The organism is Streptosporangium roseum DSM 43021 (genome assembly GCF_000024865.1).
Taxonomy (GTDB): domain Bacteria; phylum Actinomycetota; class Actinomycetes; order Streptosporangiales; family Streptosporangiaceae; genus Streptosporangium; species Streptosporangium roseum.
In genome coordinates this window covers 4,464,602-4,489,659 of the sequence record NC_013595.1, presented here as the reverse complement: position 1 = coordinate 4,489,659, position 25,058 = coordinate 4,464,602, and the positions used below count along the sequence as shown (strand labels likewise).

At 72.5% G+C, this 25,058-nt stretch carries 24 protein-coding genes; 8 read left to right on the top strand and 16 right to left on the bottom strand.

Annotation, left to right across the window (positions count from 1 at the left end):
* Positions 1 to 40: 40 nt before the first annotated feature.
* On the bottom strand, positions 41 to 1,363 hold the full coding sequence (locus SROS_RS19570) for a lanthionine synthetase LanC family protein (protein WP_012890681.1): 1,323 nt from the start codon (positions 1,361 to 1,363) through the stop codon (positions 41 to 43).
* Between the two features lie 229 nt (positions 1,364 to 1,592).
* Here SROS_RS19570 and SROS_RS19565 point away from each other — a divergent pair, with 229 nt between their 5' ends.
* Both SROS_RS19565 and SROS_RS19560 read left to right on the top strand, forming a co-directional pair.
* Entirely contained in the window at positions 1,593 to 2,333 is a 741-nt protein-coding gene (locus SROS_RS19565) for a GntR family transcriptional regulator (protein WP_012890680.1), read from the top strand.
* 171 nt (positions 2,334 to 2,504) lie between these two features.
* Positions 2,505 to 4,784, top strand: coding sequence for an AAA family ATPase (locus tag SROS_RS19560; RefSeq protein ID WP_081453156.1), 2,280 nt, complete (start codon positions 2,505 to 2,507; stop codon positions 4,782 to 4,784).
* Here the strand turns inward: SROS_RS19560 and SROS_RS19555 are convergent.
* The 10 genes from SROS_RS19555 to menD form a co-directional block, all read right to left on the bottom strand.
* A complete protein-coding gene (locus SROS_RS19555; protein WP_012890678.1) occupies positions 4,778 to 6,394 on the bottom strand; it encodes an FAD-dependent oxidoreductase in 1,617 nt (538 codons plus the stop codon). The genes SROS_RS19560 and SROS_RS19555 overlap by 7 nt on opposite strands.
* 1 nt (position 6,395) lies before the next feature.
* Positions 6,396 to 6,842, bottom strand: coding sequence for a thioredoxin (trxA, locus tag SROS_RS19550; protein ID WP_012890677.1), 447 nt, complete (start codon positions 6,840 to 6,842; stop codon positions 6,396 to 6,398).
* 12 nt (positions 6,843 to 6,854) lie between these two features.
* Positions 6,855 to 9,461 carry an ATP-dependent chaperone ClpB gene (clpB, locus tag SROS_RS19545; RefSeq protein ID WP_012890676.1) on the bottom strand — a complete coding sequence of 869 codons (2,607 nt, stop codon included), beginning with the start codon at positions 9,459 to 9,461 and terminating at the stop codon, positions 6,855 to 6,857.
* Positions 9,452 to 9,772, bottom strand: coding sequence for a chaperone modulator CbpM (locus SROS_RS19540; RefSeq protein WP_012890675.1), 321 nt, complete (start codon positions 9,770 to 9,772; stop codon positions 9,452 to 9,454). The genes clpB and SROS_RS19540 overlap by 10 nt, the downstream gene beginning before the upstream one ends.
* A 99-nt stretch (positions 9,773 to 9,871) precedes the next feature.
* Entirely contained in the window at positions 9,872 to 10,822 is a 951-nt protein-coding gene (locus SROS_RS19535; protein ID WP_012890674.1) for a DnaJ C-terminal domain-containing protein, read from the bottom strand.
* On the bottom strand, positions 10,822 to 11,352 hold the full coding sequence (locus tag SROS_RS19530; RefSeq protein WP_012890673.1) for a nucleotide exchange factor GrpE: 531 nt from the start codon (positions 11,350 to 11,352) through the stop codon (positions 10,822 to 10,824). The genes SROS_RS19535 and SROS_RS19530 overlap by 1 nt, the downstream gene beginning before the upstream one ends.
* Entirely contained in the window at positions 11,345 to 13,246 is a 1,902-nt protein-coding gene (gene dnaK / locus SROS_RS19525; protein ID WP_012890672.1) for a molecular chaperone DnaK, read from the bottom strand. Before dnaK ends, SROS_RS19530 begins: the two co-directional genes overlap by 8 nt.
* A 442-nt stretch (positions 13,247 to 13,688) precedes the next feature.
* Positions 13,689 to 14,201, bottom strand: a complete 513-nt coding sequence (locus SROS_RS19520) for a YflT domain-containing protein (protein WP_012890671.1) — start codon at positions 14,199 to 14,201, stop codon at positions 13,689 to 13,691.
* Between the two features lie 78 nt (positions 14,202 to 14,279).
* Complete coding sequence (locus SROS_RS19515; protein ID WP_012890670.1) at positions 14,280 to 14,915, bottom strand: DedA family protein; 636 nt, start codon at positions 14,913 to 14,915, stop codon at positions 14,280 to 14,282.
* A gap of 150 nt (positions 14,916 to 15,065) precedes the next feature.
* Positions 15,066 to 16,721 carry a 2-succinyl-5-enolpyruvyl-6-hydroxy-3-cyclohexene-1-carboxylic-acid synthase gene (gene menD, locus SROS_RS19510; RefSeq protein ID WP_012890669.1) on the bottom strand — a complete coding sequence of 552 codons (1,656 nt, stop codon included), beginning with the start codon at positions 16,719 to 16,721 and terminating at the stop codon, positions 15,066 to 15,068.
* Between the two features lie 108 nt (positions 16,722 to 16,829).
* On the opposite strand from menD, the gene SROS_RS19505 reads away from it, so the two are divergent.
* The 3 genes from SROS_RS19505 (at position 16,830) to SROS_RS19495 (ending at position 19,986) form a co-directional block, all read left to right on the top strand.
* Positions 16,830 to 18,005, top strand: coding sequence for an AMP-binding protein (locus SROS_RS19505; RefSeq protein WP_012890668.1), 1,176 nt, complete (start codon positions 16,830 to 16,832; stop codon positions 18,003 to 18,005).
* Between the two features lie 50 nt (positions 18,006 to 18,055).
* Complete coding sequence (locus SROS_RS19500) at positions 18,056 to 18,442, top strand: hypothetical protein (protein WP_012890667.1); 387 nt, start codon at positions 18,056 to 18,058, stop codon at positions 18,440 to 18,442.
* Between the two features lie 185 nt (positions 18,443 to 18,627).
* Positions 18,628 to 19,986 carry an RNA polymerase sigma factor gene (locus SROS_RS19495; protein ID WP_012890666.1) on the top strand — a complete coding sequence of 453 codons (1,359 nt, stop codon included), beginning with the start codon at positions 18,628 to 18,630 and terminating at the stop codon, positions 19,984 to 19,986.
* An 84-nt stretch (positions 19,987 to 20,070) separates the two neighbouring features.
* Here the strand turns inward: SROS_RS19495 and SROS_RS19490 are convergent, their stop codons facing one another.
* The 3 genes from SROS_RS19490 to SROS_RS19480 form a co-directional block, all read right to left on the bottom strand.
* The gene (locus SROS_RS19490; RefSeq protein ID WP_012890665.1) at positions 20,071 to 20,385 is read right to left on the bottom strand and encodes a DMT family transporter; all 315 of its coding nucleotides are present in this window, start codon (positions 20,383 to 20,385) and stop codon (positions 20,071 to 20,073) included.
* The gene (locus SROS_RS19485; protein ID WP_012890664.1) at positions 20,382 to 21,038 is read right to left on the bottom strand and encodes an FMN-dependent NADH-azoreductase; all 657 of its coding nucleotides are present in this window, start codon (positions 21,036 to 21,038) and stop codon (positions 20,382 to 20,384) included. The genes SROS_RS19490 and SROS_RS19485 overlap by 4 nt, the downstream gene beginning before the upstream one ends.
* Positions 21,039 to 21,404: 366 nt before the next feature.
* Positions 21,405 to 21,806: a hypothetical protein gene (locus SROS_RS19480; protein ID WP_012890663.1), complete on the bottom strand. Its 402-nt coding sequence runs from the start codon at positions 21,804 to 21,806 to the stop codon at positions 21,405 to 21,407.
* 151 nt (positions 21,807 to 21,957) lie between these two features.
* Here SROS_RS19480 and SROS_RS19475 point away from each other — a divergent pair, with 151 nt between their 5' ends.
* Both SROS_RS19475 and SROS_RS19470 read left to right on the top strand, forming a co-directional pair.
* Complete coding sequence (locus SROS_RS19475) at positions 21,958 to 22,545, top strand: TetR/AcrR family transcriptional regulator C-terminal domain-containing protein (protein WP_012890662.1); 588 nt, start codon at positions 21,958 to 21,960, stop codon at positions 22,543 to 22,545.
* Between the two features lie 419 nt (positions 22,546 to 22,964).
* Positions 22,965 to 23,156 carry a DUF5999 family protein gene (locus SROS_RS19470; protein ID WP_012890661.1) on the top strand — a complete coding sequence of 64 codons (192 nt, stop codon included), beginning with the start codon at positions 22,965 to 22,967 and terminating at the stop codon, positions 23,154 to 23,156.
* Positions 23,157 to 23,159: 3 nt separating this feature from the next.
* Here SROS_RS19470 and SROS_RS19465 read toward each other — a convergent pair whose 3' ends face one another.
* On the bottom strand, positions 23,160 to 23,756 hold the full coding sequence (locus SROS_RS19465; protein ID WP_043656109.1) for an alpha/beta hydrolase family protein: 597 nt from the start codon (positions 23,754 to 23,756) through the stop codon (positions 23,160 to 23,162).
* A 121-nt stretch (positions 23,757 to 23,877) separates the two neighbouring features.
* On the opposite strand from SROS_RS19465, the gene SROS_RS19460 reads away from it, so the two are divergent.
* Complete coding sequence (locus SROS_RS19460; RefSeq protein WP_043652379.1) at positions 23,878 to 24,225, top strand: hypothetical protein; 348 nt, start codon at positions 23,878 to 23,880, stop codon at positions 24,223 to 24,225.
* Between the two features lie 13 nt (positions 24,226 to 24,238).
* Here SROS_RS19460 and SROS_RS19455 read toward each other — a convergent pair whose 3' ends face one another.
* On the bottom strand, positions 24,239 to 25,021 hold the full coding sequence (locus SROS_RS19455; protein ID WP_012890658.1) for a YfgM family protein: 783 nt from the start codon (positions 25,019 to 25,021) through the stop codon (positions 24,239 to 24,241).
* Positions 25,022 to 25,058 lie beyond the last annotated feature (37 nt).

The following is a 25,058-nucleotide window of genomic DNA, read 5'->3' as shown; positions in this document are numbered from 1 at the left end:
CCGCCGCCGTCGACCTGTCACCACGACGCCACCGCCACGCTCAGGTGCGGCGGAGCGTCGCCGTGGGCAACGGGATGGCCGGGAACGGGTTGTCCGGGGGCAGCATGAGCCGCCGCACCTCCTGCGGGCGGGTGGTGGCGTCCAGGTGGAGCAGCGCCGCCCCGATCCCCGCCGCGCCGATCATGTATCCGGTGTCGGCGGTGACCTCCCAGGGCCGCAGCCGGCGGTACGCCTGGTACCACCGGGAGCCCTGCTCGCCGTGCCGGGTGGCCCGGCCGATCAGGTTCACTCCCAGCTCGTGGGCGAACTCCAGGTGGGTCTGGCGGCCGGTCGCCGCCCAGAGGCCGACGAACAGCTCCACCAGGCCGGCCGTGCCGCAGCACTGGCACGCCACGTTCCAGTGGCCGTCCGTCTGGCGGCCGGGGGTGCCGCTGCGGACGATCCCCCGCGCCAGCCGCTCCACCCAGTCGAGGTCTCCGGCGTCGCCCGCCACCCGGTACAGCTCGTAGAACATGCGCGCGACCCCGGCGGAGCCCGAGCAGAATCCCAGGTAGTGCAGGTCACGGCCCTGCGGGATGTGGTGGGGGACCATCGCGCACCGCTCGGTCACGACGCTGATCGCGCGGACGAAGTCGGCCCCTCTCCTGGCGGCCTTCAGGAAACCGGTCTGCCCGGTCAGGCCGTACAGGCGGGCGAGCAGGAAGGCGGTGCCCGCCGTACCGGACAGGAAGCCGGGCGTGACCGCGTCCAGCGGCAGGTCGGCGCAGGCTCCGTCACCGAACCGGTGGCCGGGCACGGCGAGCTCGGCGATGCGCGCGCCCGCCTCGACGGCGATCTCCTGGTAGGCGGGGACGCCCAGGATGCCCGCGGCGTGCAGGAGCCCGAGGATGATGCCGCCGTCGCCGCGCTGCGCGGGGTCGCCGGTCCAGCCGAGGCCCCCGTCGACGGGACGGGCGCTGCGCACGATGTGGTCGGCGACGGCCCCGGCCTCGACCTCGAAGGAGCTCTCGCCGGTGGCCCAGCCCGCCTCGGCGAGCGCGAACATCACTCCCGCCAGGCCGTGGTGGAGGGAGAGGTCGGCCTGCTCCCGCCAGGTGGCGGCGAGGTAGCGCGCTCCGGCCACGGCGTCGTCGAAGTAGCTCTCGTCTCCGGTGGCGGCGGCGAGTTCGAGGAAGAACAGGACGATGCCGGCCGCCCCGGAGTACAGCGACAGCGGCTGGCCGGGCAGGGCGGATCGGCCCCGCACGTCGGGGTTGGCCCGCCAGTGCCGCCCCTGCCCGTCGTCCACGGCCGCGGAACGGATCCAGCGCGCGGCCATGACGGCGGTGCGCAGGGGGCTCTCTGCCCCCGGTTCCGGGCTCATGGCGGCTCCTTCATGTGACCAGACCACCACTTTACCCCCATTTCCTACAGGATCAATAGGTAATATTGGCGTCCATGGTGCCGGTGACGGCTCCCCGGGTACACACGCAGGTTACTACGCCCGGCGCCCGCCCGCAGGAACAGCAGCACCTCCGGAACGTTGGGCCACATTTGTCATGACATTCTGATGTCCGCTAGCCTGATCACGGAGCGTATCCACGGGAGGGCAGATGACGGCGAAACTCTCCATCGATCTAGACCGGTCCAGTCCGGTGCCGCTGTACTTCCAGGTGGCCGAGCAGATCTCCGAGGCCATCCAGCGGGGCGACCTGCCCCCCGGATCCCGGCTGGACAACGAGATCCTGCTCGCCGACCGGCTCGGCCTCTCCAGGCCGACCATCCGCCAGGCGATCCAGTACCTCGTGGACAAGGGCCTGCTGGTCCGCAAGCGAGGCGTCGGCACCCAGGTCGTGCACGGCCAGGTCAAGCGCTCGGTCGAGCTCACCAGCCTCTACGACGACCTGCGCAGGGCAGGCCAGGAACCGGCCACCCGGGTGCTGGCCCTGGAATCCGGGCCCGCGGACGAGAGGATCGCCGCCGTCCTCGGCGTCGCCACCGGCGCCGAGGTGCTGCACCTGGAGCGGATCCGCTACGCCGCCGGGGAGCCGCTGGCCCTGCTGCACAACTGGCTGCCCGTCGGCCTGGCCCCGCTGACCGCCGAGAGCCTCCAGGAGCGCGGGCTGTACGAGCTGCTCCGCTCCGCCGGGGTGCGGATGCGCGTGGCCAACCAGCGCATGGGGGCGCGGGCCGCCACCGCCACCGAGGCCAGGCTGCTCGGCGAGCGGCGCGGCGCGCCCCTGCTCACCATGCTCCGCACCACCTACGACGACCAGGGCAGGGCCGTGGAGCACGGTTCCCACGTCTACCGGGCCTCGCACTACTCCCTGGAGGTCACGCTCATAGAGCGCTGAGCGCCCCCCTCGGTCACGCGCCGCCCGCTGTCGCTCGGCCCCCTCTGGGCCAGAACCCATGAAAAGGGTTATGACCTGGGTACTTCTTCCAATGAGGTTTTTGTCCCCCCGGAACACGACAGGGGAACAACCGGGAGGAAGCTAGCCGTATGACCTCAGATCCAAGGAAAGATGATGCGTGGCCGGGGGCCTGAGTGGGCGGTGATCCTCAGACTGCTGGGGACCACCGCGGACACGACCGGGAGCATGGTGCTCGTGGAGGGCGAGCCGGGGATGGGCAAGAGCCTCCTGCTCGCGGAGGCGGCGACCGTGGCCGCCGCGCGCGGGACGGCGGTCGCGACCGGCCGGGCGGACGAGCTGGGACGGCTGACGCCACTGGGACCGCTGCTGTCCGCCCTGGCGGAGTGGCCGCCCCCCGTGGCCCTCGCCAGGGGCGACTCCCCCGACGGGCCGGGGCTGCTGTTGTGGCTGGCCGAGCAGGTGCGGACCACGCTGGAGAGGCGGACGGAGTCGGAGCCGCTGCTGGTGACCCTGGACGATCTCCACTGGGCCGACCCCGCCACGCTCATGGCCCTGCGGACACTGCCCTCGCGGCTGGCCTCCCACCCGCTGGCATGGCTGCTGGCCCGGCGTACCACCTCCGAGCACGACGACTCCGGCCGGCTGTTCGACCTCCTGGAGGAGGAGGGCGCCACGCGGATCCGCATGCTCCCCCTCGACGACGGCGCCGTGGCCGAGGTGATCGCCGACACCCTGGACGCGGCTCCCGGGGAGGAGCTGGCGGCGCTGTCCGCCCAGGCGGGCGGCAACCCGTTCCTCCTCCTCGAACTTCTCACCGGACTGCGAGAGGAGGACGCCGTCCGGGTGAGCTCGGGCGTCGCCCGGCTGACCGGGACGGCGCTGCCCCAACGCGTCCACACCGCCGTCCGGCGGCGCCTCGGCGAGGTGAGCACCAAGACCCGGCACCTGCTGGAGGCGGCAGCGGTGCTCGGGCGCTCCTTCTCCCCCGCGTACGCGGCCGAGATGCTCGGCGAGACGCCGGCCGCGCTGCTCCCCGCCCTGGAGGAGGCGATCGCGGCAGGCGTGCTCGCCGCGACCTCCGACGAGCTGACGTTCCGGTACGAGCTGGTGTGGCGGTCGATCGTCGAGACGGTGCCCGCGCCGGTACGGCAGGCGCTGCATCGTCAGATCGAGCGGAACCCGCCTGCCCGGCAACCCCCTCGCCACCAGCGCGCGGACGGCTCGTCCGCCGAGACCCTCGTGCTGCTGTCGCTGCTCGCGTGGGACGAGGGCCGGCTCTCGCGCGGGCTGGACCTGGCCCGCGAGGCCGCGGAGATGCCCGGCAGCGGGCGCCATCCACAGCCGCGCGCCGTCCTGACGACGATGCTGACCGACCTCTGGCTGCTCGACGAGGCGGAGACGGCGCTGGCGGGCGCCGCCGAGGAGGCGGTGGGGCAGCCCGAGTGGACCGCGGAGATCCCCGTTCTCCGCGCCCGCCTCGATCTCACCGCCGGCCGGCTCGGCAGCGCGATCGAGCACGCGGAGGCGGGACTGACCGCCGCCGACACCCTGGGCGTCCCGGCCCTCGCCGCCTCGGCCCTGTCGGTGCTCGGCGCCGCTTCACTGCGGGCGGGCGACCTTCCCCGGGCGATCAGGTATCTGAAGAACGATCTGGCCCGGGGGCCCCAGGGCGCGCCGCCGTACGTGCGGCTGCGGTCGGAGCTGGCGGCCGGGCGGATCGACGAGGCGCGCGGCGGGGCGGCGAGCGGGATGAGCTCGCTCAGCCGGGTCTACGACGCGCTGCCCCGGCACACCGGGGCGCTGACCAGCGAGCCCACCGCCGCCGCATGGCTGGTGCGGGTGGCGATGGCGGTACGGGACGAGCGCCGGGCCGATGCCGTGGTGGACGCGGCCGAGGGCATCGCCTGGCGCAATCCCTGCCTGCTCAACCCCTCCGTGGCCGCCGCCCACGCGCGCGGCGTGCGTGACCGCGACCCGGAGGCGCTGGTCCGCGCCATGACCGAGCACACCGATCCATGGGCCAGAGCCTCGGCGGCGGAGGATCTCGGCGTGCTGCTCAGCGCGGACTTCGACGCCCGCGACCTGGCCGTCGACAGTCTCAACAGCGCGCTGGTCTGCTACGGATCGGTGGAGGCGGCCCGCGACGCGGCACGGGTCCGGGGCAGGCTGCGGGGGCTGGGCGAGCGCCGCCGCCACTGGGTCCGGACCGATCATCCCGTGTCGGGGTGGGCCAGCCTGACCGGCACCGAGCGGGCCGTCTGCGATCTCGTCGCCCAGGGGCTGACCAACCGGCAGGCGGCCGAGCAGATGTTCATCAGCGAGCACACCGTGGCCTTCCACCTGCGCCAGGTCTTCCGCAAGCTGGGCATCCACTCGCGTGTCGAGCTGGCCCGGCTCGCCGCGCAGCAGAGCGTCCGGCCGGATCACTGAGACGCCTGCCGCCGCGTGAAGTGCTCATGCACCAGCCGGATCGCCATGGATCCCTCGCCCACCGCCGAGGCGACCCGCTTGACCGACTGGCTTCTGACGTCGCCCACCGCGAAGACGCCCGGCATGCTGGTCTCCAGGGGCAGGCCGTCGTCGAAGCCGGTGAGGACGAATCCCCTGTCGTCGAGGGCGATCTCGGGGGCGAGCCAGGTGGTGCAGGGGTCGGCGCCGATGAACACGAACATGGCCCGGGTGTCGATGCGCAGCCGCTCCCCGGTGCGGGTGTCCTCGGCGACGACGGCCTCCAGGGCGTGGGCGCCGACCAGCTCGCGCACCTCGGTGCGGAGCATCACCTCCACCTTGGGATGGCTCTCGATCCGGTCGATGAGATAGCGCGACATGTCCTGGGCGAGGTCGTCCGCGCGGACGAGCAGGCGGACCGAGTCGGCGTGCCTGGCCAGGAAGATCGTCGCCTGCCCCGCCGAGTTGCCCCCGCCCACGACCACGACCGGCTCCCCCCGGCAGAACGCGACCTCGGCCAGGGTCGCGGCGTAGTAGACACCGTTGCCCTCGAAGTCCTCCAGCCGTGGCACACCGAGTTTGCGGTAGCGCGCTCCGGTGGCGATGACGACCGTGCGGCCCTCGACCGGCGGCTCGTCGCGCAGCCCCACGGTGTAGTGCCCGTCCCGCCGCTTGAGCGAGGTGGCCTCGGCGGGCACGCCGAGGTGCGCGCCGAACTTCTTGGCCTGGATGACGGCCCGCTCGGCGAGTTCGCCGCCGGAGATCCCCGCGGGGAAGCCGAGGTAGTTCTCGATGCACGACGAGGTGCCCGCCTGACCGCCGGTGGCGACCGCGTCGAGCACCACCGTGCGCAGTCCCTCCGACGCTCCGTACACCGCGGCGGCCAGGCCCGCGGGGCCCGCTCCCACGATGACGAGGTCGAAGACGTCCTCCGGCGCCGACGGCACCGGCAGGCCGATCTCGCGGGCCAGCTCGGCGTTGCCGGGATTGCGCAGGACCCGCGTCCCGCCCAGGATCACCACGGGCGTCTCGTCCGGCGCCATGCCGAGGTTGCGCACCAGCGCCTCGGCCTCCTCGTCCTCCTCCAGGTCGATCCACCGGTGCGGCAGCCGGTTGCGGGCGGCGAACTCCCGCAGCCGCCGGGTGTCCGGCGAGTAGCGGGAGCCGATGATCCTCAGGCCCGCCCCGCTGCCGATGAGCAGCGAACGGCGGATCAGGAAGGCCCGCAGGATCAGGTCCCCCAGCTCCGGATCGTGGGCGACGATCTGCCGCAGGCGCCAGGTGGGGACCGCCAGGACCTCGCCCGCCTCGCAGACGACCGACGTCGTGAACGCCTTCTGGCCGGTGAGCAGCCCGAGCTCGCCGAGGAACCGGCCCGGCCCGTGGACCCGCACCACCCGTTCGTCCTGGATGACGGCCGCCTTGCCCGCCAAGATGACGAAGAAGTCGGGGCAGTCCTCGCCCTCCCGGAACAGGATGTCGCCCGGCCGGGTGGGCCGCCGGACCCCGTGGGGCGCCAGCCTCGCGATCTGCTCGTCGCTCAGCCGGGGGAAGGCGCCGTGGTGGTCGGGAGTCTCGGCGAAGGCGTCCATCTCAGCCGCCCTCCCGCCCCGCCGTCGCGATCGCCCCGTCCACCCAGGTGCGCAGCTCGGCGGCCGGCGCGGCGCCCGCCCGCTCGGCCACGACCCGCCCGCCGCGCATCACCATCAGGTAGGGGATGTTGCGGACGGTGAAGCGCTCGGAGAGCTTGGGCGAGCGGTCCACGTCGACCTTGACGAGTTTCACCGTGCCCGCGAGGTCCTCGGCGACCCGGTCGAGCGCCGGGCTGACCATCCGGCAGGGCCCGCACCACGCCGCCCAGAAGTCCACGATCACCGGGACCGGCGAGCCCTCGGCCACCTCGGCGAAGTCGTCGTCGCCGGCCTCGGCGAGCCACGGCAGCGGCCGATGGCACCTGCCGCAGCGCGGAGCGCTCGACCCGACCGCGGGGACCCTGTTCTTCTGCCCGCAGTTCTTGCATTGCAAGATATTTGATGACATGCCCGCTTCTCCTCACTCGTAGGTGACGACGAGCTCGCCTTCGGCCAGGCCGACCCGGACCACGGCGCCCTCGTGCACGTCACCGGTGAGCAGCGCACGGCCGATGCGGGTCTCGACCTCCCTGGCGATGAACCGGCGCAGCGGGCGCGCGCCGTACACCGGGTCGTATCCCCGCTCGGCGATGTACCTGCGCGCGTCTTCGGACACCTCCAGCCCTATCCCCCGCTCGTCGAGCCGCGCCCGCAGCTCCCCGAACATCAGCTCGACGATGTGCTCGATCTCCTGCGGCGTGAGCGGCTTGAAGATCACGATGTCGTCGACGCGGTTGAGGAACTCGGGACGGAAGTGCGAGCGCAGCTCCGCCATGACCTGCTCCTGCACGTCGTGCTTGATCTCCCCGCTCGGCGTGACGCCTTCGAGCAGGTAGATCGAGCCGATGTTGGACGTCATGATCAGGACGGTGTTCCGGAAGTCGACGGTCCTGCCCTGCGCGTCGGTGAGCCGCCCGTCGTCCAGGACCTGCAGCAGCGTGTTGAAGACGTCGGGATGCGCCTTCTCCACCTCGTCGAAGAGCACCACCGAGTACGGCTTGCGCCGTACCGCCTCGGTGAGCTGGCCGCCCTCGTCGTACCCGACGTAGCCGGGAGGGGCGCCGACCAGACGGCTGACCGTGTGACGCTCCTGGTACTCGCTCATGTCGATGCGGATCATGTTGTCCTCGGTGTCGAACAACGCCGCCGCGAGCGCCTTGGCCAGCTCGGTCTTGCCCACGCCCGTCGGTCCCAGGAAGATGAACGACCCGATCGGACGGCGCGGGTCCTTGATGCCGGAGCGGGCCCTGATGACGGCGTCGGCCACCAGCCGCACCGCCTCGTCCTGGCCGATCACCCGCTCGTGCAGGATCTCGTCCAGGTGCAGGAGCTTCTCCCGCTCCCCCTCCTGCAGGCGGCTCACCGGGATGCCCGTCCACCTGGAGACGATCATCGCGATCTCCTCCTCGGTCACGACCTCACGCAGCAGCCGGCCGGCGCCCTGCTTGGCGAGCAGGCGTTCCTCCTCGGCCTGCAGGCGCCGTTCGAGCTCGGGCAGCTTGCCGTGCCGCAGCTCGGCGGCGCGGTTGAGGTCGTAGTCGCGCTCGGCGCGCTCGGCCTCGGTGCGCACGCGCTCTATCTCCTCGCGCAGGGTCTGGACGCCGCGCAGCACCTGCCGCTCGGCCTCCCACTGCGCCCGCATGGCGTCGGCCTCGGCGCGCAGGTCGGCGAGCTCCTTGCGCAGCTCCTCCAGGCGGGCCCTGCTCGCCTGGTCCTCCTCCTTGGCCAGCGCGGCCTCCTCGATCTCCAGCCGCATCACCCTGCGGGTGAGCTCGTCGAGCTCGGCGGGCATCGAGTCGATCTCGGTGCGGAGCATCGCGCAGGCCTCGTCCACCAGGTCGATGGCCTTGTCCGGCAGGAAGCGGTCGGAGATGTAGCGGTGGCTCAGCACGACGGCGGCCACCAGCGCGCCGTCCTGGATCGTCACGCCGTGGAAGACCTCCAGCCGCTCGCGCAGACCGCGCAGGATCGAGATGGCGTCCTCGACGGAGGGCTCGTCGACCATCACGGGCTGGAAGCGGCGCTCCAGGGCGGCGTCCTTCTCGATGTGCCTGCGGTACTCCTCCAGGGTCGTGGCCCCGATCATGTGCAGCTCGCCGCGGGCCAGCATGGGCTTGAGCATGTTGCCCGCGTCCATGGCGCCCTCGGCCGCGCCCGCGCCCACGACCGTGTGCAGCTCGTCGACGAAGAGCAGGATCCGCCCCTCGGCGGCCACGACCTCGGTGAGCACCGCCTTGAGGCGTTCCTCGAACTCGCCCCGGTACTTCGCACCGGCCACGAGGGCGCCCATGTCGAGGCTGAAGACCGTCTTGTCCTTGAGGCCGTCGGGCACGTCACCGTTGTTGATCCGCTGGGCGAGGCCCTCGACGATGGCGGTCTTGCCGACCCCGGGATCGCCGACCAGGACCGGGTTGTTCTTGGACTTGCGGGACAGGATCTGGATGACTCGGCGGATCTCGCTGTCGCGCCCGATGACCGGGTCGAGCTTGCCCGCCGCGGCGTCGGCGACCAGGTCGCGGCCGTACTTCGCGAGCGCCTCGTAGGCGACCTCGGGCATCGCCGAGGTGACCCGCTGGTTGCCGCGGATCTCGGTGAGCACCCGGAGGAAGGCGTCCCTGCTCAACCCCTGCTGGCGGAGCAGCCGGCCGGCGGAGGTCTCGCTGCCCTCCTCCAGCAGGGCGACGAGCAGGTGCTCGACCGAGACGTAGTCGTCCTTGAGCCGGTCGGCCTCCCTCTTGGCCGTCTCCAGCAGGCGGGACAGGCGCTGGGTCACCCGGACCTGGCCGGGGTCGACCCCGGGGCCGCTGACCTTGGGCCTGCGGCTCAGCTCGGCCTCCAGGTCGGCGACGAGCCGGTCCAGGTCGACGTCGGCCTTGGTGAGCAGGCGGGGGATCAGGCCGTCCGGCTGGTCCAGCAGCGCCAGCAGCAGATGCTCCCCGTCGATCTCGGTGTGCCCGAAGCGCAGCGCCTTGGTCTGGGCGTCGTGCAGCGCCTCCTGCGACTTCTGTGTCAACTGGTTCACGTCCACTGCGGTCCTCCTGGGATGCCTGTGATGCGGGAGCGGTCGCGCTGGGCTGCCTCCAGCTCCGCGATGCGGTCGAGCAGGTCCACCACCAGGCCCAGTGCGGCGTAGTTGAGGCCGAACCCGGCGCGCAGGCGCTGGATCCGGGCCATGGCGTACAGCTGGGCCGGCGGGAACCACAGGGCCCCGGCCGCGTCGCGCTGCGCGTCGAGCACGCCGAGAGCCACGAGACGGCGCACCAGATCCGGATGCGTCCCGGTGGCCCGGGCGAACGCCTCCAGGTCCAGCCGCGCGGGTCTGACGAGGGCGTAGATCATCGCCGCCTCCTCGGGAGGAGCCTCAGGGATCTCACGGACGGACGGCGGGTCATCGCCGCCTCCTCGCGGGACGCCGGGCCCGCGCGTGCGGGCAGGCCATCACCGCCTCCTCGGGTCGAACGTCGAGACCGCGGCGAGCTGCTCGAACAGCCGCCGCTCCTCGTCCGACAGCGCGGCCGGAACCATGATCCGAACCTCGGCGAACAGGTCTCCCGGCGTGCCCCGCGGGTTCGGCATCCCCCGGCCGCGCAGCCGCAGCCTCCGGCCGCTGGAGCTCCCGGCGGGCACCTTGACCTTGGCCTCGCCGGCCGGGGTGTCGACGGCGACGGACGCGCCCAGCGCCGCCTCCCACGGGGTGACCGGGAGCTGGACGCGGATGTCGCGCCCCTCGACCCGGTAGCGGGGGTGCGGCGCGATCCTGACGATCAGGTAGAGATCTCCGGCGGCGGCTCCGTCACTGCCCCGGCCGCCCTGCCCCGCCAGCCGGATGCGCTGCCCGTCGGTCACGCCCGCCGGGATGTTGACGTCGATCCGGCGGCCGCCCACGGTGATCGAACGGCGGCCGCCCCGGTAGGCCTCCTCCACGGTGAGCTCGATCTCGGCCTCCTGGTCGGCGCCGGGGATCGGCCCCCAGCCCCGGCCCGCCCGGCCGCCGCCCCTACCGGAGAACAGGCCCTCCAGGAGGTCCTCGAAGTCGACGCCCTCCCCGAAACCCGCCGGCCCGCCCGGACCGGCCCCGGCCCCGGCTCCCGGCCGCCTGCCCCGCGCGCCCCGACCGGCTCTGGCGCGGGCCCAGGTGTCCGGGTCCACGTCTTCGGGCACCTGGCGGAAGTCGGGCCCGAACGCGTCGTAGCGGCGGCGCGTCGCGGGGTCGGACAGGACGCTGTAGGCCTCCGAGATCTCCTTGAAACGATCCTCGGCACCCGGGTCCTTGTTGACGTCGGGATGGTAGGTCCGCGCGAGCTTGCGGTAGGCGCTCTGGATCTCATCCTGGCCGGCGTCCCTCGACACTCCAAGACTCTCGTAGAAGTCGCGGGTCGTGGTGGCCATCATCCCTCCCTGGCCACCACGACCAGCGCGGGCCGCAGTTGCCGGTCGCCGTCTCCGTAGGCGGGCCGTACCACGTGCAGGACCGTCCCCTCGGGGACGCCCTCCTGGGCGAGTGTGGCCACCGCCTCGTGCCGGGCCGGGTCGAAGGCCGTCCCGGCGTCGTCACGGCGCGGGAAGCCCAGGCGGGCGAGCACGTCCTGGGCCTGGTCCCGGATCGCCCGCAGCCCTTCGATGATGGAGGGCGGATCGCTTTCGGCGTGCTCCAGCGCGCGTTCCAGGTTGTCCAGCACGGGCAGCCATTCGGCGGCGGCCCGCGCCCGCTCCTCCGCCCGCACCCGTTCGGCGTCGCGGCTGACCCGCTTGCGCAGGTTGTCGAGATCGGCCAGGGCGCGCCGCCACCGGTCCTCCAGCTCGATGATCCGCTGCTGGAGCTCGGCCACGTCCGCGGGGGCTCCCTCGGCGCCCTCCGGGACGGTCTCTTCCCGCTCGGACGCGTCACTCATCGGTTCCCGCTCGGATGCGTCACTCATCGGTCGTGAACTCCGCGTCGATGACGTCGTCGTCCCCGCCACCGCCCCGAGCGTCCTGGGAGCCCTGGGCTCCCGGCCCGGCTCCCGCCGGCTGGCCCGCGGAGGCGACGGCGAGGCTCTGGTAGACCTGCTGCAGCTCGGAGGTCAGGGACCGGAGCCGGTCGACCGGGGTGTCCTGCTGCTTGACCGCGTCCCGGGCGTCGTTGACGAGCATCTCGGCCCGCGCCTTCTCATGGACGGGCACCGCCTCGCCCAGCTCGTTCAGCCGCCGTTCCACCTGGTAGGCGGCGCTGTCGAGCTCGTTGCGCGCGTCGACCGCCTGCCGCAGCCGCACGTCCTCCTCACGGTGCTGCTCGGCGTCGGAGACCATGCGCTCGACCTCGCTCTGGTCAAGGTTGGAGCTCTCGCTGATGGTGATGCGCTGCTCGGCGTTGGTGTCCTTGTCCCTGGCCGAGACGTTCACGATGCCGTTCGCGTCGACGTCGAAGGTCACCTCCACCTGGGGCTCGCCGCGCGGCGCGGACCTGATGTTCTCCAGCCGGAACCGGCCCAGGGCCCGGTTGTCGGCGGCGCGTTCGCGCTCCCCCTGGAGCACCACGACGTCGACGGCGCTCTGGTTGTCCTCGGCGGTGCTGAACACCTCGGTACGGCGGGCCGGGATCGTCGTGTTGCGCTCGATGACCTTGGTCATGATCCCGCCGAGCGTCTCGATGCCGAGCGAGAGCGGCGTCACGTCGAGCAGGACGACGTCCTGCAGCTCACCCTTGATGACGGCCGCCTGGACCGCGGCGCCCAGCGCCACGACCTCGTCGGGGTTGACCGTCATGTTCGGGTCCTTGCCGCCGGTCATGCGGCGCACCAGGTTCTGCACGGCGGGCATCCTGGTCGAGCCGCCCACCAGGATCACCTCGTCGATGTCGTTGGAGGAGAGCTTGGCGTCGGCTATCGCCTGCTCCACCGGGCCCTTGCAGCGTTCCAGGAGGTCGGCCGTCATCTCCTCGAACGTCGCCCGCCGCAGCGTGGTGTTGAGGTGCTTGGGGCCGGAGGCGTCCGCTGTGATGAAGGGCAGGCTGATCTGCGTCTGGGTGACCGAGGACAGCTCGACCTTGGCCTTCTCCGCCGCCTCGAACAGCCGCTGCAGCGCCTGGGGGTCGTTGCGCAGGTCGATGCCGTTGTCCCGCTGGAACTCGTCGGCGAGATAGTCGACGATGCGCCGGTCGAAGTCGTCGCCACCCAGGTGGGTGTCGCCCGAGGTCGACCGTACCTCGACGACGCCGTCGCCGATGGTGAGGATGCTGACGTCGAACGTCCCGCCGCCCAGGTCGAAGACGAGGACGGTCTCGTTCTCCTTGCGGTCCATGCCGTAGGCGAGGGCGGCCGCGGTCGGCTCGTTGACGATCCGCAGCACCTCCAGGCCCGCGATCTTCCCGGCGTCCTTGGTCGCCTGGCGCTGGGAGTCGTTGAAGTAGGCGGGCACCGTGATGACCGCCTCGGTGATCTTCTCTCCGAGGAACTTCGAGGCGTCGTCGACCAGTTTGCGCAGGACCTGGGCGGCGATCTCCTCCGGCGCGTACAGCTTGCCGTGGACGTCGAAGCGCACGGCCCCGTCCGGGCCGGGCACCACGTCGAACGACACGGCGTTCATCTCGCTGGTGACCTCGTCGAAGCGGCGCCCGATGAACCGCTTGGCGGAGTAGATCGTGCCCTTGGGGTTGAGGATGGCCTGACGCCGGGCCAGCTGCCCGACCAGGCGTTCGCCCTGCTCGGTGAAGGCCACGACCGACGGCGTCGTCCGGGATCCCTCGGCGTTGGGGATCACCGTGGGCTGGCTACCCTCCATCGTGGCGATCACCGAGTTGGTCGTGCCGAGGTCGATCCCGACAGCTCTAGCCATTTCTGACCTCCAGTGTGCGCTGTACCGCCGACGTTCGTCCTCCGGCGGGCTTGTCACATCCTCAAACCTTGTAGTTCTGTCCCTCCGCGGGCCGGGGGTCCGGGTGGGACGCCGGAGCAGGCGGGCGGCCGCCTCCTCGCGGCGGCGCCGTACCGGGAGGGGGACGGCGCGGGACCCGAGGGCGCCGCGGCCCCGGGGGCGGCGCGGGCGCGCGCCACCACCGCCTGGAGGCCCTCTCCCGCCGCGGGCCCGTCCCGCTGGAGCCGCGGAGGGCGCGAGGACCGCACGGCCGTCGCGGCCGACGCAGTCGGGACGGCCAGCGCGGTCGGCGCGGTCGGGACGGCCGGCGCGGTCGGGACGGCCGGCGCGGTCGGGACGGCCGGCGCGGTCGGGACGGCCGGCGCGGTCGGGACGGCCGGCGCGGTCGGCGCGGACCGTCCCGCTAGAACTGCGGAGTGTGCGGGGTCTGCGGAGTCTGGGGGACCTGCGCGGCCTGCGGGGTGCCGACCTCCAGGAGCCTGCGCGCCTCCGCCGCGCGGTCGGTCGTGACCAGCACCTGGTACCGGTTGGCGACGATCGAGCTGGAGGACAGGAAATCCCGTTTGCCGCCGGTCAGCGCGTGGCCGATCAGCCCGAAGATCGCTCCCGCGATCGCGCCCCAGACCAGTGCCCACAGCACCAGGAGAAAGGGGAACCGTCCGGGGGTGAAGATCGCCAGGAACAGGCCGATCAGCAGGCCGATCCAGGCGCCCGTCGCCGCTCCCATGCCGGCGGCGCGCAGGTAGGTCAGCCGCCCGAGCACCTTTTCGACGAGCCTGAGGTCCGTTCCGACGATCTTGGCGTGCTCGACCGGGAACTTCTGGTCGGAAAGATAGTCGACGGCTTTCTGAGCCTCCAGGTAGGTGTTGTAGGAGGCCACCGGTTCGTAGGCGATCGAAGTGTCGTCAGTGCGCATGGCGCTTCCCTTCACGGTGAGTCGTACTCCCTCACCGTGACCGCATCACCGCGGGCTCCACATCCCCAGGTCTGGTAGTCAGACCGCGCCCGCGGGCTCCTCGGCCTCCTGGGCGACCATCCTGGCCGCCCGGCGCTTGACGAGCAACGTGGTCGCGACGCCGAAGAGCACCGCGAGCACCAGCCCCGCCCAGGAGAAGCCCTTGAGCCACTTCTCCGCGACCCTGCCCAGGTAGTAGACGACCGCGGTGGTCCCGCCCGCCCAGGCGATCCCGCCGAGCACGTTGGCGGTCAGGAACCTCCAGTACGGCATGCGCAGGGCCCCGGCCAGCGGGCCCGCCAGGATGCGCAGCAGCGCGACGAAGCGGCCGAAGAACACCGTCCACATGCCGTAGCGCTCGAAGTAGCGCTCGGCCTTGGCGATGTGGGACGGGCCGAAGTGCTTGGGGAACCTGCGGCCCAGCCGGTCGAACATGGGTTTGCCGCCCTTGCGGCCGATGGCGTAGCCGACGGAGTCGCCGACGATGGCCCCGACGCTGGCGCAGATCCCGACCCAGAGCGGGTTGACCACGCCCTGCGCCGCCAGCAGCGCGGAACTGACCAGGACGATCTCCCCGGGCAGCGGGATGCCCAGGCTCTCCAGCCCGATCACCAGTCCGACCAGGGCGCAGATCCAGAGCGGGGGAATCGCCTGGAGCCATTCGTCGACATGCATGACGGACACCTTATTGGGTCAGCCAGGCCGTTCCCTCCGGGATGGCGGAGCGCCCCGGAGGGTCCGGTTTCGCCGTCCGCACGGCCCCGGGATCCCGCGGCCCGCCGGGGAGGGCGACCGTGTCCTGCCCGGACCGCCCCCGCCGCGACCTCACATGACCTCGCGGATCGCGGCGTGGGCGGCGTCGCGCATCATGGCGTGCAGGACCGCGTTGGACTCCCGGTCGCTGCGGACCTCGACGATCCGCAGCCCCTCCCCGCGCAGCGCCTTGGAGAGCTGGTCGGGCTCGCTGACGAAGGTGTACGGAGTGCCGGTGGCGGCGGCCACGTGGGCCAGGTCCACCCCGTGCGCGGTGCCGAAGACCCGCTCGAACGGGTCGCGCAGCGCGGCCTGGGGCAGCAGCGAGAAGATCCCGCCGCCGTCGTTGTTCACCACGACCACGCACAGGTCGGGGCGGGGCTCGCGGGGGCCGAGGATTAACCCGTTCTGGTCGTGCAGGAAGGTCAGGTCGCCCATCAGCGCGTAGGCGGGGCCGTTGTGCGCCAGGGCCGCGCCCATCGCGGTGGAGACCACGCCGTCGATCCCGGCGGTGCCCCGGTTGGCCAGGATCCGCAGGCCCCTGCGGGGGCGCATCGCCTGGTCCAGGTCGCGGATGGGCATGGAGGAGCCGGAGAACAGCAGCGACCCGTTGGGCAGCATGTCCACCAGGTCGCGGGCCAGGCGCGGCTCGCTGAGCCCGGCGCCGTCCAGCACCTCGTCGATCGCGGCCCTGGCCGCGTTGTCGGCGCGGCGCCAGGAGTGCAGCCAGGCGTCGTCGCCGGCCGCGACCGGGATCTCCACCGCCTGCGCCACCTGGGTGGCCGAGCGGGTCGGGTCGGGCCAGCGGGTCAGGTCGGGGGCGACCACGATGTGCTCGTCGGCGTGCCTCAGCCAGTTCAGCAGCGACCGGGACAGGCCCGGGCGGCCCAGGGTGACCACCAGCTCGGGCCGGTGCCGGTCGGCGAACTCGGGGGTGCCGAGCAGGAAGTGGTAGGTCGACATTGCGTGGTCGCCGTAGCGGGCGCCGCCGTTCGGCTCCGACAGGACCGGCCAGCCGGCCATGCCCGCCGCCGCGACGTATCTGCGCACGTTGGAGGCGCCGTCGCCGACGACCAGCACGCCCCGCCGGGTCGGCGGCAGGTGCAGCGCCACCGCGGGGGGCGCCACCCGGGCCCGGATCCAGGGCCCGTTGGCGTCACCCTCCAGGGACTCGCACCAGGAGGCGTCGCCGTCGGGGATCAGCGGCTCGCGGAAGGACAGGTTCAGCTGGACCGGGCCGGGGTCGGTCGGGCCCAGCGAGCGCTGGTAGGCGCGGCAGGCCAGCGACCGCCAGTAGGCGACCTGGCCGGGACGGTCCTCGGGCAGGCCGACCTCGCTGAACCAGCGGACCGCCGTACCGTACAGCTTGATCTGGTCGATGGTCTGGCTGGCGCCGGTGTCGCGCAGCTCGGGCGGCCGGTCGGCGGTCAGCAGCAGCAGCGGCACCCCCGACTCGTGCGCCTCGATGACCGCCGGGTGGAAGTTCGCGGCCGCGGTGCCGGAGGTGCAGATCAGGGCGACCGGGCGCTCGCCGCGCCGGGCCAGGCCCAGCGCGAGGAAGGAGGCCGAGCGCTCGTCGACGCGCACGTGCAGCCGGATCCGGCTGTCGGCGTGGACGGCCAGGGCCAGCGGGGCCGAGCGTGAGCCGGGCGCGAGGACCACATCCGTAAGGCCGCAGCGCACGAGCTCGTCGATCAGCACCGTCGCGAGCGCGGTGGCGGGGTTCACCGCACTGCCTCCTCTGGCCGTCGCCCCCGGAGGGACGGTTCCGTTTCCGCTGCACCGAGGCGCTCCTCGGCTGTTGTCCGGCTTGTCGGCACTAACCTTACGACTGTGATGACCGGTTCCGCGCACCCGGAGCAACCTTGCCCGCGACGGGAGCTGCACGCCGTCGTGCTGCCGCCGGGCCCCGAGCTGTTCCGGGCCGTCGGCGCGGCGCTCGACGGCCGGGGCCCCGCCGTGCTGCCCCTGTCCCCCGCCCTGCCCACCCGGGCGCTGCGGGCCACGCTCGACGCGCTGCGCCCCACCCACGTCAACGGCGTACGGCACGAGCACGGCGTGGGGGTCTCCCCCGAGGTCGCCGTGGTCATCGCCACCAGCGGCACGACCGGCACCCCCAAGGGGGTCCAGCTCCCGGCCGCGGCCCTGCGCGCCTCCGCCTCGGCCTCGCTGCGCCGCCTGGACGCCCGGCCCGGCGAGCGCTGGCTCTGCTGCCTGCCGCCCTCCCACGTGTCGGGGCTGCAGGTGCTTGTCCGTTCGCTGCTGAGCGAGACCGAGCCGATCGTGCACGACGGCTTCTCCCCCGAGGCGGTGCTCGCCAGCGGCGCCGATCACGTCTCCCTGGTGCCGACCCAGCTCCGCCGGCTGCTCCCGGCGGACCTGTCGGTTTTCCGGACGATCCTGCTGGGGGGCGCCGCCGCCCCCGCGGACCTGCTGGCGGCGGCGCGTGCCGCCGGCGCGCGGGTGGTCACCACGTACGGCATGAGCGAGACCTGCGGCGGGTGCGTCTACGACGGCGTCCCCCTCGACGGGGTGGATCTCGGCGTCGGTGACGACGGCCGGGTCCGCGTCGCCGGCCCGGTGCTGTTCTCCGGCTACCGGCTCCGCCCCGACCTCACCGCCGCCGCCCGTGACGGCGACTGGTTCCTCACCTCCGACCTCGGCTCCCTGGCCGGCGGGCGGCTGCGCGTCCTGGGCCGGGCCGACGACGTGATCAACACCGGCGGGGAGAAGGTCGTCGCGGCGGCCGTGGCCGCCGTCGTGGCCGAGCATCCGGCGGTCGCCGACGCCGCCGTGGTCGGCCGCCCCGACCCCGAATGGGGTGAGCGGGTGGTCGCCGTCGTGGTCTCCTCCGAGCCCCCGACCCTGGCCGAGCTCCGTGCCTTCGCCAAGGAACGGCTGCCCGCCTACGCCGCCCCCGCCGAGCTGGTCGTCATGTCCGAAATACCGCTTTTACCCAATGGCAAGCCGGACCTCGCGACCCTCCGTTATGGTCTCCAACGGGAACCATAAGGACACCTTCGCACGTCAAACAGACAGCCGAAGCAGGAAGGACGAGCCCGATGAACGTAACCCGCAAGACGTGGGTCTCCGCCGGCATCGTCAGCGTGGTCCTCGCCGGCGGCATATCCGTCGCGGCGGCCGCCGCGACCGGCGGGATCAGCAAGAACGGGGAGCCCGTTCCCGCGGTGAAGGGCGGTCAGCCTCTCCCCGAGGGCGCTCGGGCCTCCCAGGACCCGCCGGACCTCTCGGCCGGCCCCGAGGGAGACACCCCGGCGCAGGAGGACCCGTCCCAGGGGGCGACCCCGCCCGCGGAGGAATACGTGGTCTCCAAGGAGGTCAACCCCGACCCGCAGCAGGTCACGCGCTACTGGACCGAGCAGCGCCTGGAAGACGCCCAACCGTTGCCCATGCCCGTGGTCGAAGGTCCTGTGGACATCACTGAATAGGCCATACCAGGCGCCCGGAGAGGGTGGATCGCGGTAATGGCGATCCACCCATCATATTTTCCCCGTCAAGTCGGGAACAGAAAGTTCTTGAGTGGGGTTATTGGTACTGGTGCGCAGAGCGGCTCCCTCGCCGCCCCACCCCACAACCTGTAAGCAGACGACTCCGTGATGGAGGAGGTGTCCTCATGCCCCAAACCGCCGTGGCGACCTCACCTGAGGCCCCGACGACCCTCGAACAGCTCCTTGACCGAGGGCGAGTCCAGGGCCACCTTTCACTCGCGGAGCTGCGTCACGCCTTCGCCGAGGCAGGGATCAGCCCGACCGAGGGCAGGTCGATCCTGCGGGAGCTCACCGAGGCGGGCGTCAGCCTTGCCGCCGAGAACGAGCCCGCGCTCGCGGCCGGGGCGAAGAAGCCCGCGGCCAAGAGCACCGCCCGCAAGACGACCACCCGCAAGACGAAGGCCGCGTCCGACAAGACGGCCGCCCCCGAGAACAACAAGTCGACGGTCCGGGCCGAGCCCGCGGCCAAGGACCGCAAGGACGCCGGCCCCGAGGCGGGCGACGAGGAGTGGACCGCCCCCGAGGAGGCCGAGCTGGAGGCCGAGCCGACCCTGGACCTGGACGACCAGTCCTCGGTCATGGGCGACTCGGTGCACACCTACCTCAAGTCGATCGGCCGCCGCACGCTGCTGACCGCCGCCCAGGAGGTCGAGCTCGCCAAGCGGATCGAGGCCGGCCTGTACGCCGAGTCCAAGCTGGAGGCCGAGCCGGGTCTGTCGGCCGCCGCACGCGACGACCTGGAGTGGGTGGCCGAGGACGGCCGCCGCGCCAAGGACCACATGCTGGAGGCCAACCTCCGGCTGGTCGTGTCGGTGGCCAAGAAGTACACCGACCGCGGCATGGCCCTGCTCGACGTGGTCCAGGAGGGCAACCTCGGCCTGATCCGCGCGGTGGAGAAGTTCGACTACACCAAGGGGTACAAGTTCTCCACCTACGCCATGTGGTGGATCCGCCAGGCCATCCAGCGCGGCTTCGCCGACTCCGCCCGCACCATCCGGCTGCCGGTCCACGTGCTGGAGATGCTCTCCAAGCTGTCGCGCGTCGAGCGTGACATGCACCAGCGTCTCGGGCGCGAGCCCACGCCGGAGGAGCTGGCGGTCGAGCTGGACAAGACCCCCGACCAGATCGAGGAGCTGCTCCGCACCAGCCGCCAGCCGATCAGCCTCAACGCCACCATCGGCGAGGACGGCGAGACCACCATCGGCGACCTCATCGAGGACGTCGACTCCCCCGAGGCGTCCGAGGTGGTGGACCGCCAGCTCCTCGGCGAGCAGCTACGGGGCGTGCTCGGCAACCTCTCCCCCCGGGAGGCCAAGATCATGGCCCTGCGCTTCGGCCTCGTCGACGGCAAGCCCCACACCCTCGACGAGATCGGCAAGCACCTCGGCCTGACGCGCGAGCGCATCCGCCAGCTCGAGAAGGAGTCCCTCTCCAAGCTGCGCCACCCCAGCAACACCCGTCCGCTGCTCGACTGGGCGAGCTGACCTGACGCGCGAGGCGCCGTCGTGACCTTTCCGTCGCGGCGGCGCCTTCGCATGTCCGGCCCCGCGGGTCCCGCCGCGGGCCGCTCAGCCGAGCGCCCGGGCCAGCACGATCCCACCGATGATCAGCGCGAGCGCCGCGACGCGGCCGAGGTTCACCGGATCGCCGTGCAGCGCGATCCCCAGCCCGATGGCGCCGACGGCGCCGATGCCCGTGAACACGGCATAGGCCGTTCCGACGGGAAGGGTCTGCATGGACTTCGACAGCAGCCAGACCGCGACGGCCGCCAGCGCGAAGCAGATCACCGTGGGGATCGGCCGGGTGAACCCCTCGGTCGGCTTGATGCTCTGCGACCAGGCGATCTCCACCAGCCCCGCCAGCACCAGCAGGACCCAGCTCATCGCCCGGCCAGCTTCCCGCCGAGCTCGGCGGCGGCCTCCAGGGCGGCCTCGTAGGACTTCTCGTGCTTGTCCCGCAGGCCGGCCAGCGCGGGATCGATCAGCGAGTTGGTCAGCTCGGCGTGGATGAACGTGACGTCTTCGACACCGAAGTGCCCGAGGAAGAAGTCACGCAGGAAGCGCTCCTCGTGGTCGAAGGCCTCCCTCGGCGTGCCGGGTCCGTAGGCTCCCCCTCGCGCGCCGGCGACGACGAACGACCGGCCTTTCAGGCTCATCTTGGGGAAGGTCACCTGGTCGATCCAGGCCTTGAGCGCCGACGGGACCGAGTAGTTGTACATCGGCGTGCCGATCAGCACGACGTCTGCGGCCTCCAGCTCGGCCAGCAGGGGCTCCACGATCGCCCAGGCGTCCTCCTGGGCCGGGGTCCGCACCACCTCCCGGTAGCGGCCGATTTCGGTGATGCCCTCGGCCAGGACGGCGTAGCAGAGCTCGGTCCAGGCCTCGCCGACGTGCGGGACCGGGGCGGCGGCCAGGTCCCGGTAGACGTATGCACCGTCGGGGTCGGCCTCGCGCCACGTCCGGGCGAAGGCTTCCGACAGGGTGCGGGAGAAGGACGCGCGGCGGGCGCTGGCGTCCAGGTGCAGCAGGTGGCTCATGACTCTCCAATCCATAAGTGGACATCGTGTCCGCTTGTCAGGATAGCGATAAGCGGGCATGGTGTCCACATGACGGGTCGGAGGCCGTACCCGCGCACCGCCCGGACGGCGAGACCGGATCCGATCTCGCCCGCACGACCGGAGGGCTCGGGAGCCGGCCACCCGGGAAGGCCCGGGAGAGCCGCGCGGCCAGGAAGGCCGAAAGAGCAGAGCGGCCAGGACAGCCCGGGAGAGCCGGCCACCCAGGAAGGCCCGGGAGAGCCGCGCGGCCGGGAAAGGCCGCGACACCTGGATATCCGGGAAAAAAAGAACACCCACCGCGGGCTGCGCGGTGGGTGTCGGAGGAGGGTCGCCCCGAGGAGGGGGTCAGCGTGCGGCGAGGGCGACCGGACGCGGGACGCGGGCGATGCCGGTCAGGCGGTTCTGCTCGCGGAGGGTGCGCAGGCGGTTGACCTCGGCGGTCCACTCGGCGCCCTTCGGGGTGGCCCTGCCCTTGCGGCGGCGGATCCGGTCGTCGTAGGACTTCACGCCGAACGTCGCCCGCTGGTTGGCCTCGGCCGCGCGCAGCGCCTCGGTCAGGGCGGCGTCGAAGGCCCGGCCGGCGGCCCGGCGCTCCTCGGCGGAGGTCGAGGTGGCCTGGACCCGGCGCAGCTCGGCCTCGGCGGCGCGCGCCTTCTCCAGGAGCTCGGGGAAGCTCTTCCCGACCTCCTGGTCAGCGTGGTAACGGACCTCCGCCTCCCGGCTCACGCTCGGTCGGAAAAACGCCATCTTCTTCCCTCTCTCACCCGTCGCCGGGCATTCCCCGGCAGATCACAGGCCGTAGCCTACGCCGTCGGCTCCCCCCTCACACACTCAGGCGGCGTCCTGTCCGGCGCGCCCGCCTTTACGCAGTAAGGCCCAGGCTGGCAGGATGTCCCCCATGCCTGCCAAGCGACCGCCCATCCCGCTCTCCAGGGAGCGCATCATCGAGGCGGCCCTGCACATCGCCGACAGTCAGGGGCTGCGGCGGCTGACGATGCGGCGGCTGGGCGACGCGCTCCAGGTCGAGGCGATGGCCATCTACCACCATCTGCCGCGCGGCAAGGACGCCCTCATGGACGCACTCGCCGAGCACGTCACCACCGTGCACGCCGAGCCCGGCGAGAGCTGGCAGGACAGCGCGAGGGCGTGGTGCCGGGCGAGCCGGGCCGCGCTGCGGGAGCATCCCGGCGTGCTGGCGCTGGCCCTCACCAAGCCGCCCAAGGGGCGGGCGGCGATCGCCGTACGGGAGCAGACCGACCAGCTGGCCGACGCGGGGCTGGCCGATGCGGCGCGCGCCGTGCGCGCGATGCGGGCCTACGTCTTCGGGGCGGTGGCGGTGGAGGTGCAGCAGTCCGGCTGGGCCGAGCCGGCGGGCGACGACGACGAGCCGTGGCGGCCTCCGTCGCGGGGCGGCGGCAGCGCGGCGGCAGACGACGACTTCGAGCTCGGCCTGAGCGCGCTCCTGGCGGGCCTGGATGGGGCCTGAACAGCCCCGGAGCGATGTCAGGAAGTCGTAACCGATCATTTACCGGACCTGCGGCGTGTCGCACTTGGCCTGTTATCAGTCCATGAGGCATGCTGTGTTATAGGTCACACCCCCGAAAATCCCCAAAGGACTCACCCTTTCCACGCTGCAAACAGTCCTAACGGGCTATGTCGCCGGGTGCGGCCAGATCCCACACTTGTGCGTGCGGTCAGATCGCACGTTCAAGGATGCGATCCGACCACAGGTTTGATCTGCTTGATGTGCGGGCCTCACCCAGCCCGAGGCGCGCATGGCCATATAGTCCATCCAGATGCTCGTCCCCCCGTCACAGGTGGGAACGGAGTCCCATCGGGACGGTTGCCCGCCGGTGTCCGATGTCGATTCCAGCGAGCCGACAAGAGAGATCCGGAGGCACGCCGATGTGCCCGCACCAGCCGTCCTGTCCGTCCGCCGAGGCGCTGGACCGCGAAGCCGCCCGTACGATGGCAGCCCACCCCGAACAGGGATGGAGCCTGCTCTGCAACGGTGTGGTGCTGTTCGAGGACACCGGCGAGCTCCTGCCCGACGGTGCCGTCATCGAGCCGCACCGGCCGCTGGCCGGCGTCGCCTGACCATCACGCCGAGCCAGGCCGCATCCTCACCTCAAGCCACTCGGCGACGACCTCGCCCACGCGGGCGGGGTCTTTCTTGAGATCGTGCCCCTCGCCCGGCAGCACCACCAGGCGCGCGGCGTCCGCCGCCCCGGGCACGCCGAACGGGTCGCGATCCCCGTTCACCACGAGCACGTCCACACCCGCCGCGCGCAACTCCCCGGCGCGGGACCGTTCGGGCCTGCCCGGCGGGTGGAGCGGGAAGGCCAGCGCGACGACCGCCTCGGCCCCCACTCCGAGGGCCGTACGGCAGGCGACCCGGGCGCCGTTGCTCCGCCCGCCCTGCGCGAGCGGCAGCCCCGGATAACGCCCCCGGAGCTCGGCGACCAGCGCCGTCCACGCCTCGTCCTGCTTCACCGCCGAGCCCGGAGCCCGGGCGCCCCGCAGCCGGAACGGCTGGAGCACGCGCGCGACCACCCCGCCGACGCCCGCCGTGGCGTCCCGTACGGCCAGCAGGTCCGGGGCGTCCACTCCCCCGGCCGAACCGTGGGTGATCACCAGCAGGAAACGCGGGTCGGCGACCTCGTCGACCTCCGCCACGGCCGGGCCGTGCGGGGTCATGATCTCCAGATGGGGCGCCGTGCTCCGGGTGGACACAGATCTCGTCCTAACGGCTGATGCCAGGGACCGCGCGGGGGCGGAGAATCGGGACGTGCAGGATCATCAAGATATCCGACAGGACATGCGCGCCACCATCGAGGCCCGGCGCGACCTCGGTCCGGAGTACGAGAGCGCGCTGGTGGAGTCGTTCGTGGAACGCCTCGACGCGACCATCGCCGCCCGCGTGCGGACCGAGATGCACCTCGCCGGAGGCCCGCCGCCCTACCCCGGCCCCCACGAGCAGGGGCGGCGCCAGCGCAGGAGCGGCAACTCCTCCGTCCCGATCGCGCTGGGCTCGATGGGCATCGGCATCCCGCTGACCGCCATCGCCGCGGGCGAGGCGGGCACCGCGGGACTACTGCTGGCGTGGGGCGGCATCGTCGCGATCAACTTCGCCCACGCGATCAGCCGCTGGCGCGGCCGCGACTGACCGCGGCCGGGGATCAGGCACCACGGTTCAACCGGAGGCGGACATCCTCCGCGAGCTCCCCGTCGGCGCTGTCCAGACCGTAGCGCCACACCTGCTCGGCGTCCTCGTCCCGGCCCCTCAGGGGGAGGGTGCGGGCCAGCAGCTCGATGGCCAGCGCGGCGGTCTCCGCGTCGCCGCCCTCCTCGATCGCCCCGGCGAACTCCGCGCACGCCATCTCCAGGTGCGCGATGCCGAGCAGGACCCGCAGCCTGGGCGCATCTGCCACCTCCGGCACCGAGAGCGCCGCCAGTAAGGCCTCCGCGGCCTCACCCGCCTCGCCCTCCTCCAGCAGGAGCTCGGCCAGCAGCTGCGCCGCGCGGGAGGCGACCTCCGGGTCGGCGGTGGCCAGGGCGGCCCGCAGGGCCTCCTCTGCCTCCTGCTGCCCCGCCGCGAGCCTGGCCAGGGCCATGTGCGCCAGCGGGACGTAGGCGGGATTACCCGCCCCGAGAGCGGCCTGCCAGGCGGCTCGGGCCTGGTCGAGCAGATCCTCCTGCTCGAAGCTCCGGGCGAGCAGGCAGGCGGCCTGCGCGGCGAACTCCGGATGCCCGGTCGCCAGCGCGGTCCGGGCGGCCGTCCGGGCGCCCGGCGCGTCCCCGCGCTCCTGGAGCACCACCGCCAGCCCCACCGCCGCCTGTGCCCGGTCGGGCTCCGCGGGGTCGGCGGCCAGTTCCGCGAAGATCTTTGCCGCGCCGTCCAGATCGCCGCTCTCGGCCAGTTTCCGCGCGGTGTCCAAGGGGTGCGTGTCCACCTCTGGCATGCAGGGTCCTCCCGGGTAAAGGAATGCCCCGAGCCTA

Excerpts from the sequence above, each read along its gene's own strand:
- SROS_RS19480 (WP_012890663.1), bottom strand. The coding sequence starts at position 21,806 with ATGGCGTTTTTCCGACCGAGCGTGAGCCGGGAGGCGGAGGTCCGTTAC.
- trxA (WP_012890677.1), bottom strand. The coding sequence starts at position 6,842 with ATGTCATCAAATATCTTGCAATGCAAGAACTGCGGGCAGAAGAACAGG.
- SROS_RS19570 (WP_012890681.1), bottom strand. The coding sequence starts at position 1,363 with ATGAGCCCGGAACCGGGGGCAGAGAGCCCCCTGCGCACCGCCGTCATG.
- SROS_RS19495 (WP_012890666.1), top strand. The coding sequence starts at position 18,628 with ATGCCCCAAACCGCCGTGGCGACCTCACCTGAGGCCCCGACGACCCTC.
- SROS_RS19490 (WP_012890665.1), bottom strand. The coding sequence starts at position 20,385 with ATGAGCTGGGTCCTGCTGGTGCTGGCGGGGCTGGTGGAGATCGCCTGG.
- SROS_RS19465 (WP_043656109.1), bottom strand. The coding sequence starts at position 23,756 with ATGACCCCGCACGGCCCGGCCGTGGCGGAGGTCGACGAGGTCGCCGAC.
- SROS_RS19555 (WP_012890678.1), bottom strand. The coding sequence starts at position 6,394 with ATGGACGCCTTCGCCGAGACTCCCGACCACCACGGCGCCTTCCCCCGG.
- SROS_RS19505 (WP_012890668.1), top strand. The coding sequence starts at position 16,830 with ATGACCGGTTCCGCGCACCCGGAGCAACCTTGCCCGCGACGGGAGCTG.
- dnaK (WP_012890672.1), bottom strand. The coding sequence starts at position 13,246 with ATGGCTAGAGCTGTCGGGATCGACCTCGGCACGACCAACTCGGTGATC.
- SROS_RS19500 (WP_012890667.1), top strand. The coding sequence starts at position 18,056 with ATGAACGTAACCCGCAAGACGTGGGTCTCCGCCGGCATCGTCAGCGTG.
- SROS_RS19540 (WP_012890675.1), bottom strand. The coding sequence starts at position 9,772 with ATGATCTACGCCCTCGTCAGACCCGCGCGGCTGGACCTGGAGGCGTTC.
- SROS_RS19460 (WP_043652379.1), top strand. The coding sequence starts at position 23,878 with ATGCGCGCCACCATCGAGGCCCGGCGCGACCTCGGTCCGGAGTACGAG.
- SROS_RS19470 (WP_012890661.1), top strand. The coding sequence starts at position 22,965 with ATGTGCCCGCACCAGCCGTCCTGTCCGTCCGCCGAGGCGCTGGACCGC.
- SROS_RS19485 (WP_012890664.1), bottom strand. The coding sequence starts at position 21,038 with ATGAGCCACCTGCTGCACCTGGACGCCAGCGCCCGCCGCGCGTCCTTC.
- SROS_RS19530 (WP_012890673.1), bottom strand. The coding sequence starts at position 11,352 with ATGAGTGACGCATCCGAGCGGGAACCGATGAGTGACGCGTCCGAGCGG.
- SROS_RS19475 (WP_012890662.1), top strand. The coding sequence starts at position 21,958 with ATGCCTGCCAAGCGACCGCCCATCCCGCTCTCCAGGGAGCGCATCATC.
- SROS_RS19560 (WP_081453156.1), top strand. The coding sequence starts at position 2,505 with ATGATGCGTGGCCGGGGGCCTGAGTGGGCGGTGATCCTCAGACTGCTG.
- SROS_RS19565 (WP_012890680.1), top strand. The coding sequence starts at position 1,593 with ATGACGGCGAAACTCTCCATCGATCTAGACCGGTCCAGTCCGGTGCCG.
- SROS_RS19535 (WP_012890674.1), bottom strand. The coding sequence starts at position 10,822 with ATGGCCACCACGACCCGCGACTTCTACGAGAGTCTTGGAGTGTCGAGG.
- SROS_RS19520 (WP_012890671.1), bottom strand. The coding sequence starts at position 14,201 with ATGCGCACTGACGACACTTCGATCGCCTACGAACCGGTGGCCTCCTAC.
- SROS_RS19515 (WP_012890670.1), bottom strand. The coding sequence starts at position 14,915 with ATGCATGTCGACGAATGGCTCCAGGCGATTCCCCCGCTCTGGATCTGC.
- SROS_RS19455 (WP_012890658.1), bottom strand. The coding sequence starts at position 25,021 with ATGCCAGAGGTGGACACGCACCCCTTGGACACCGCGCGGAAACTGGCC.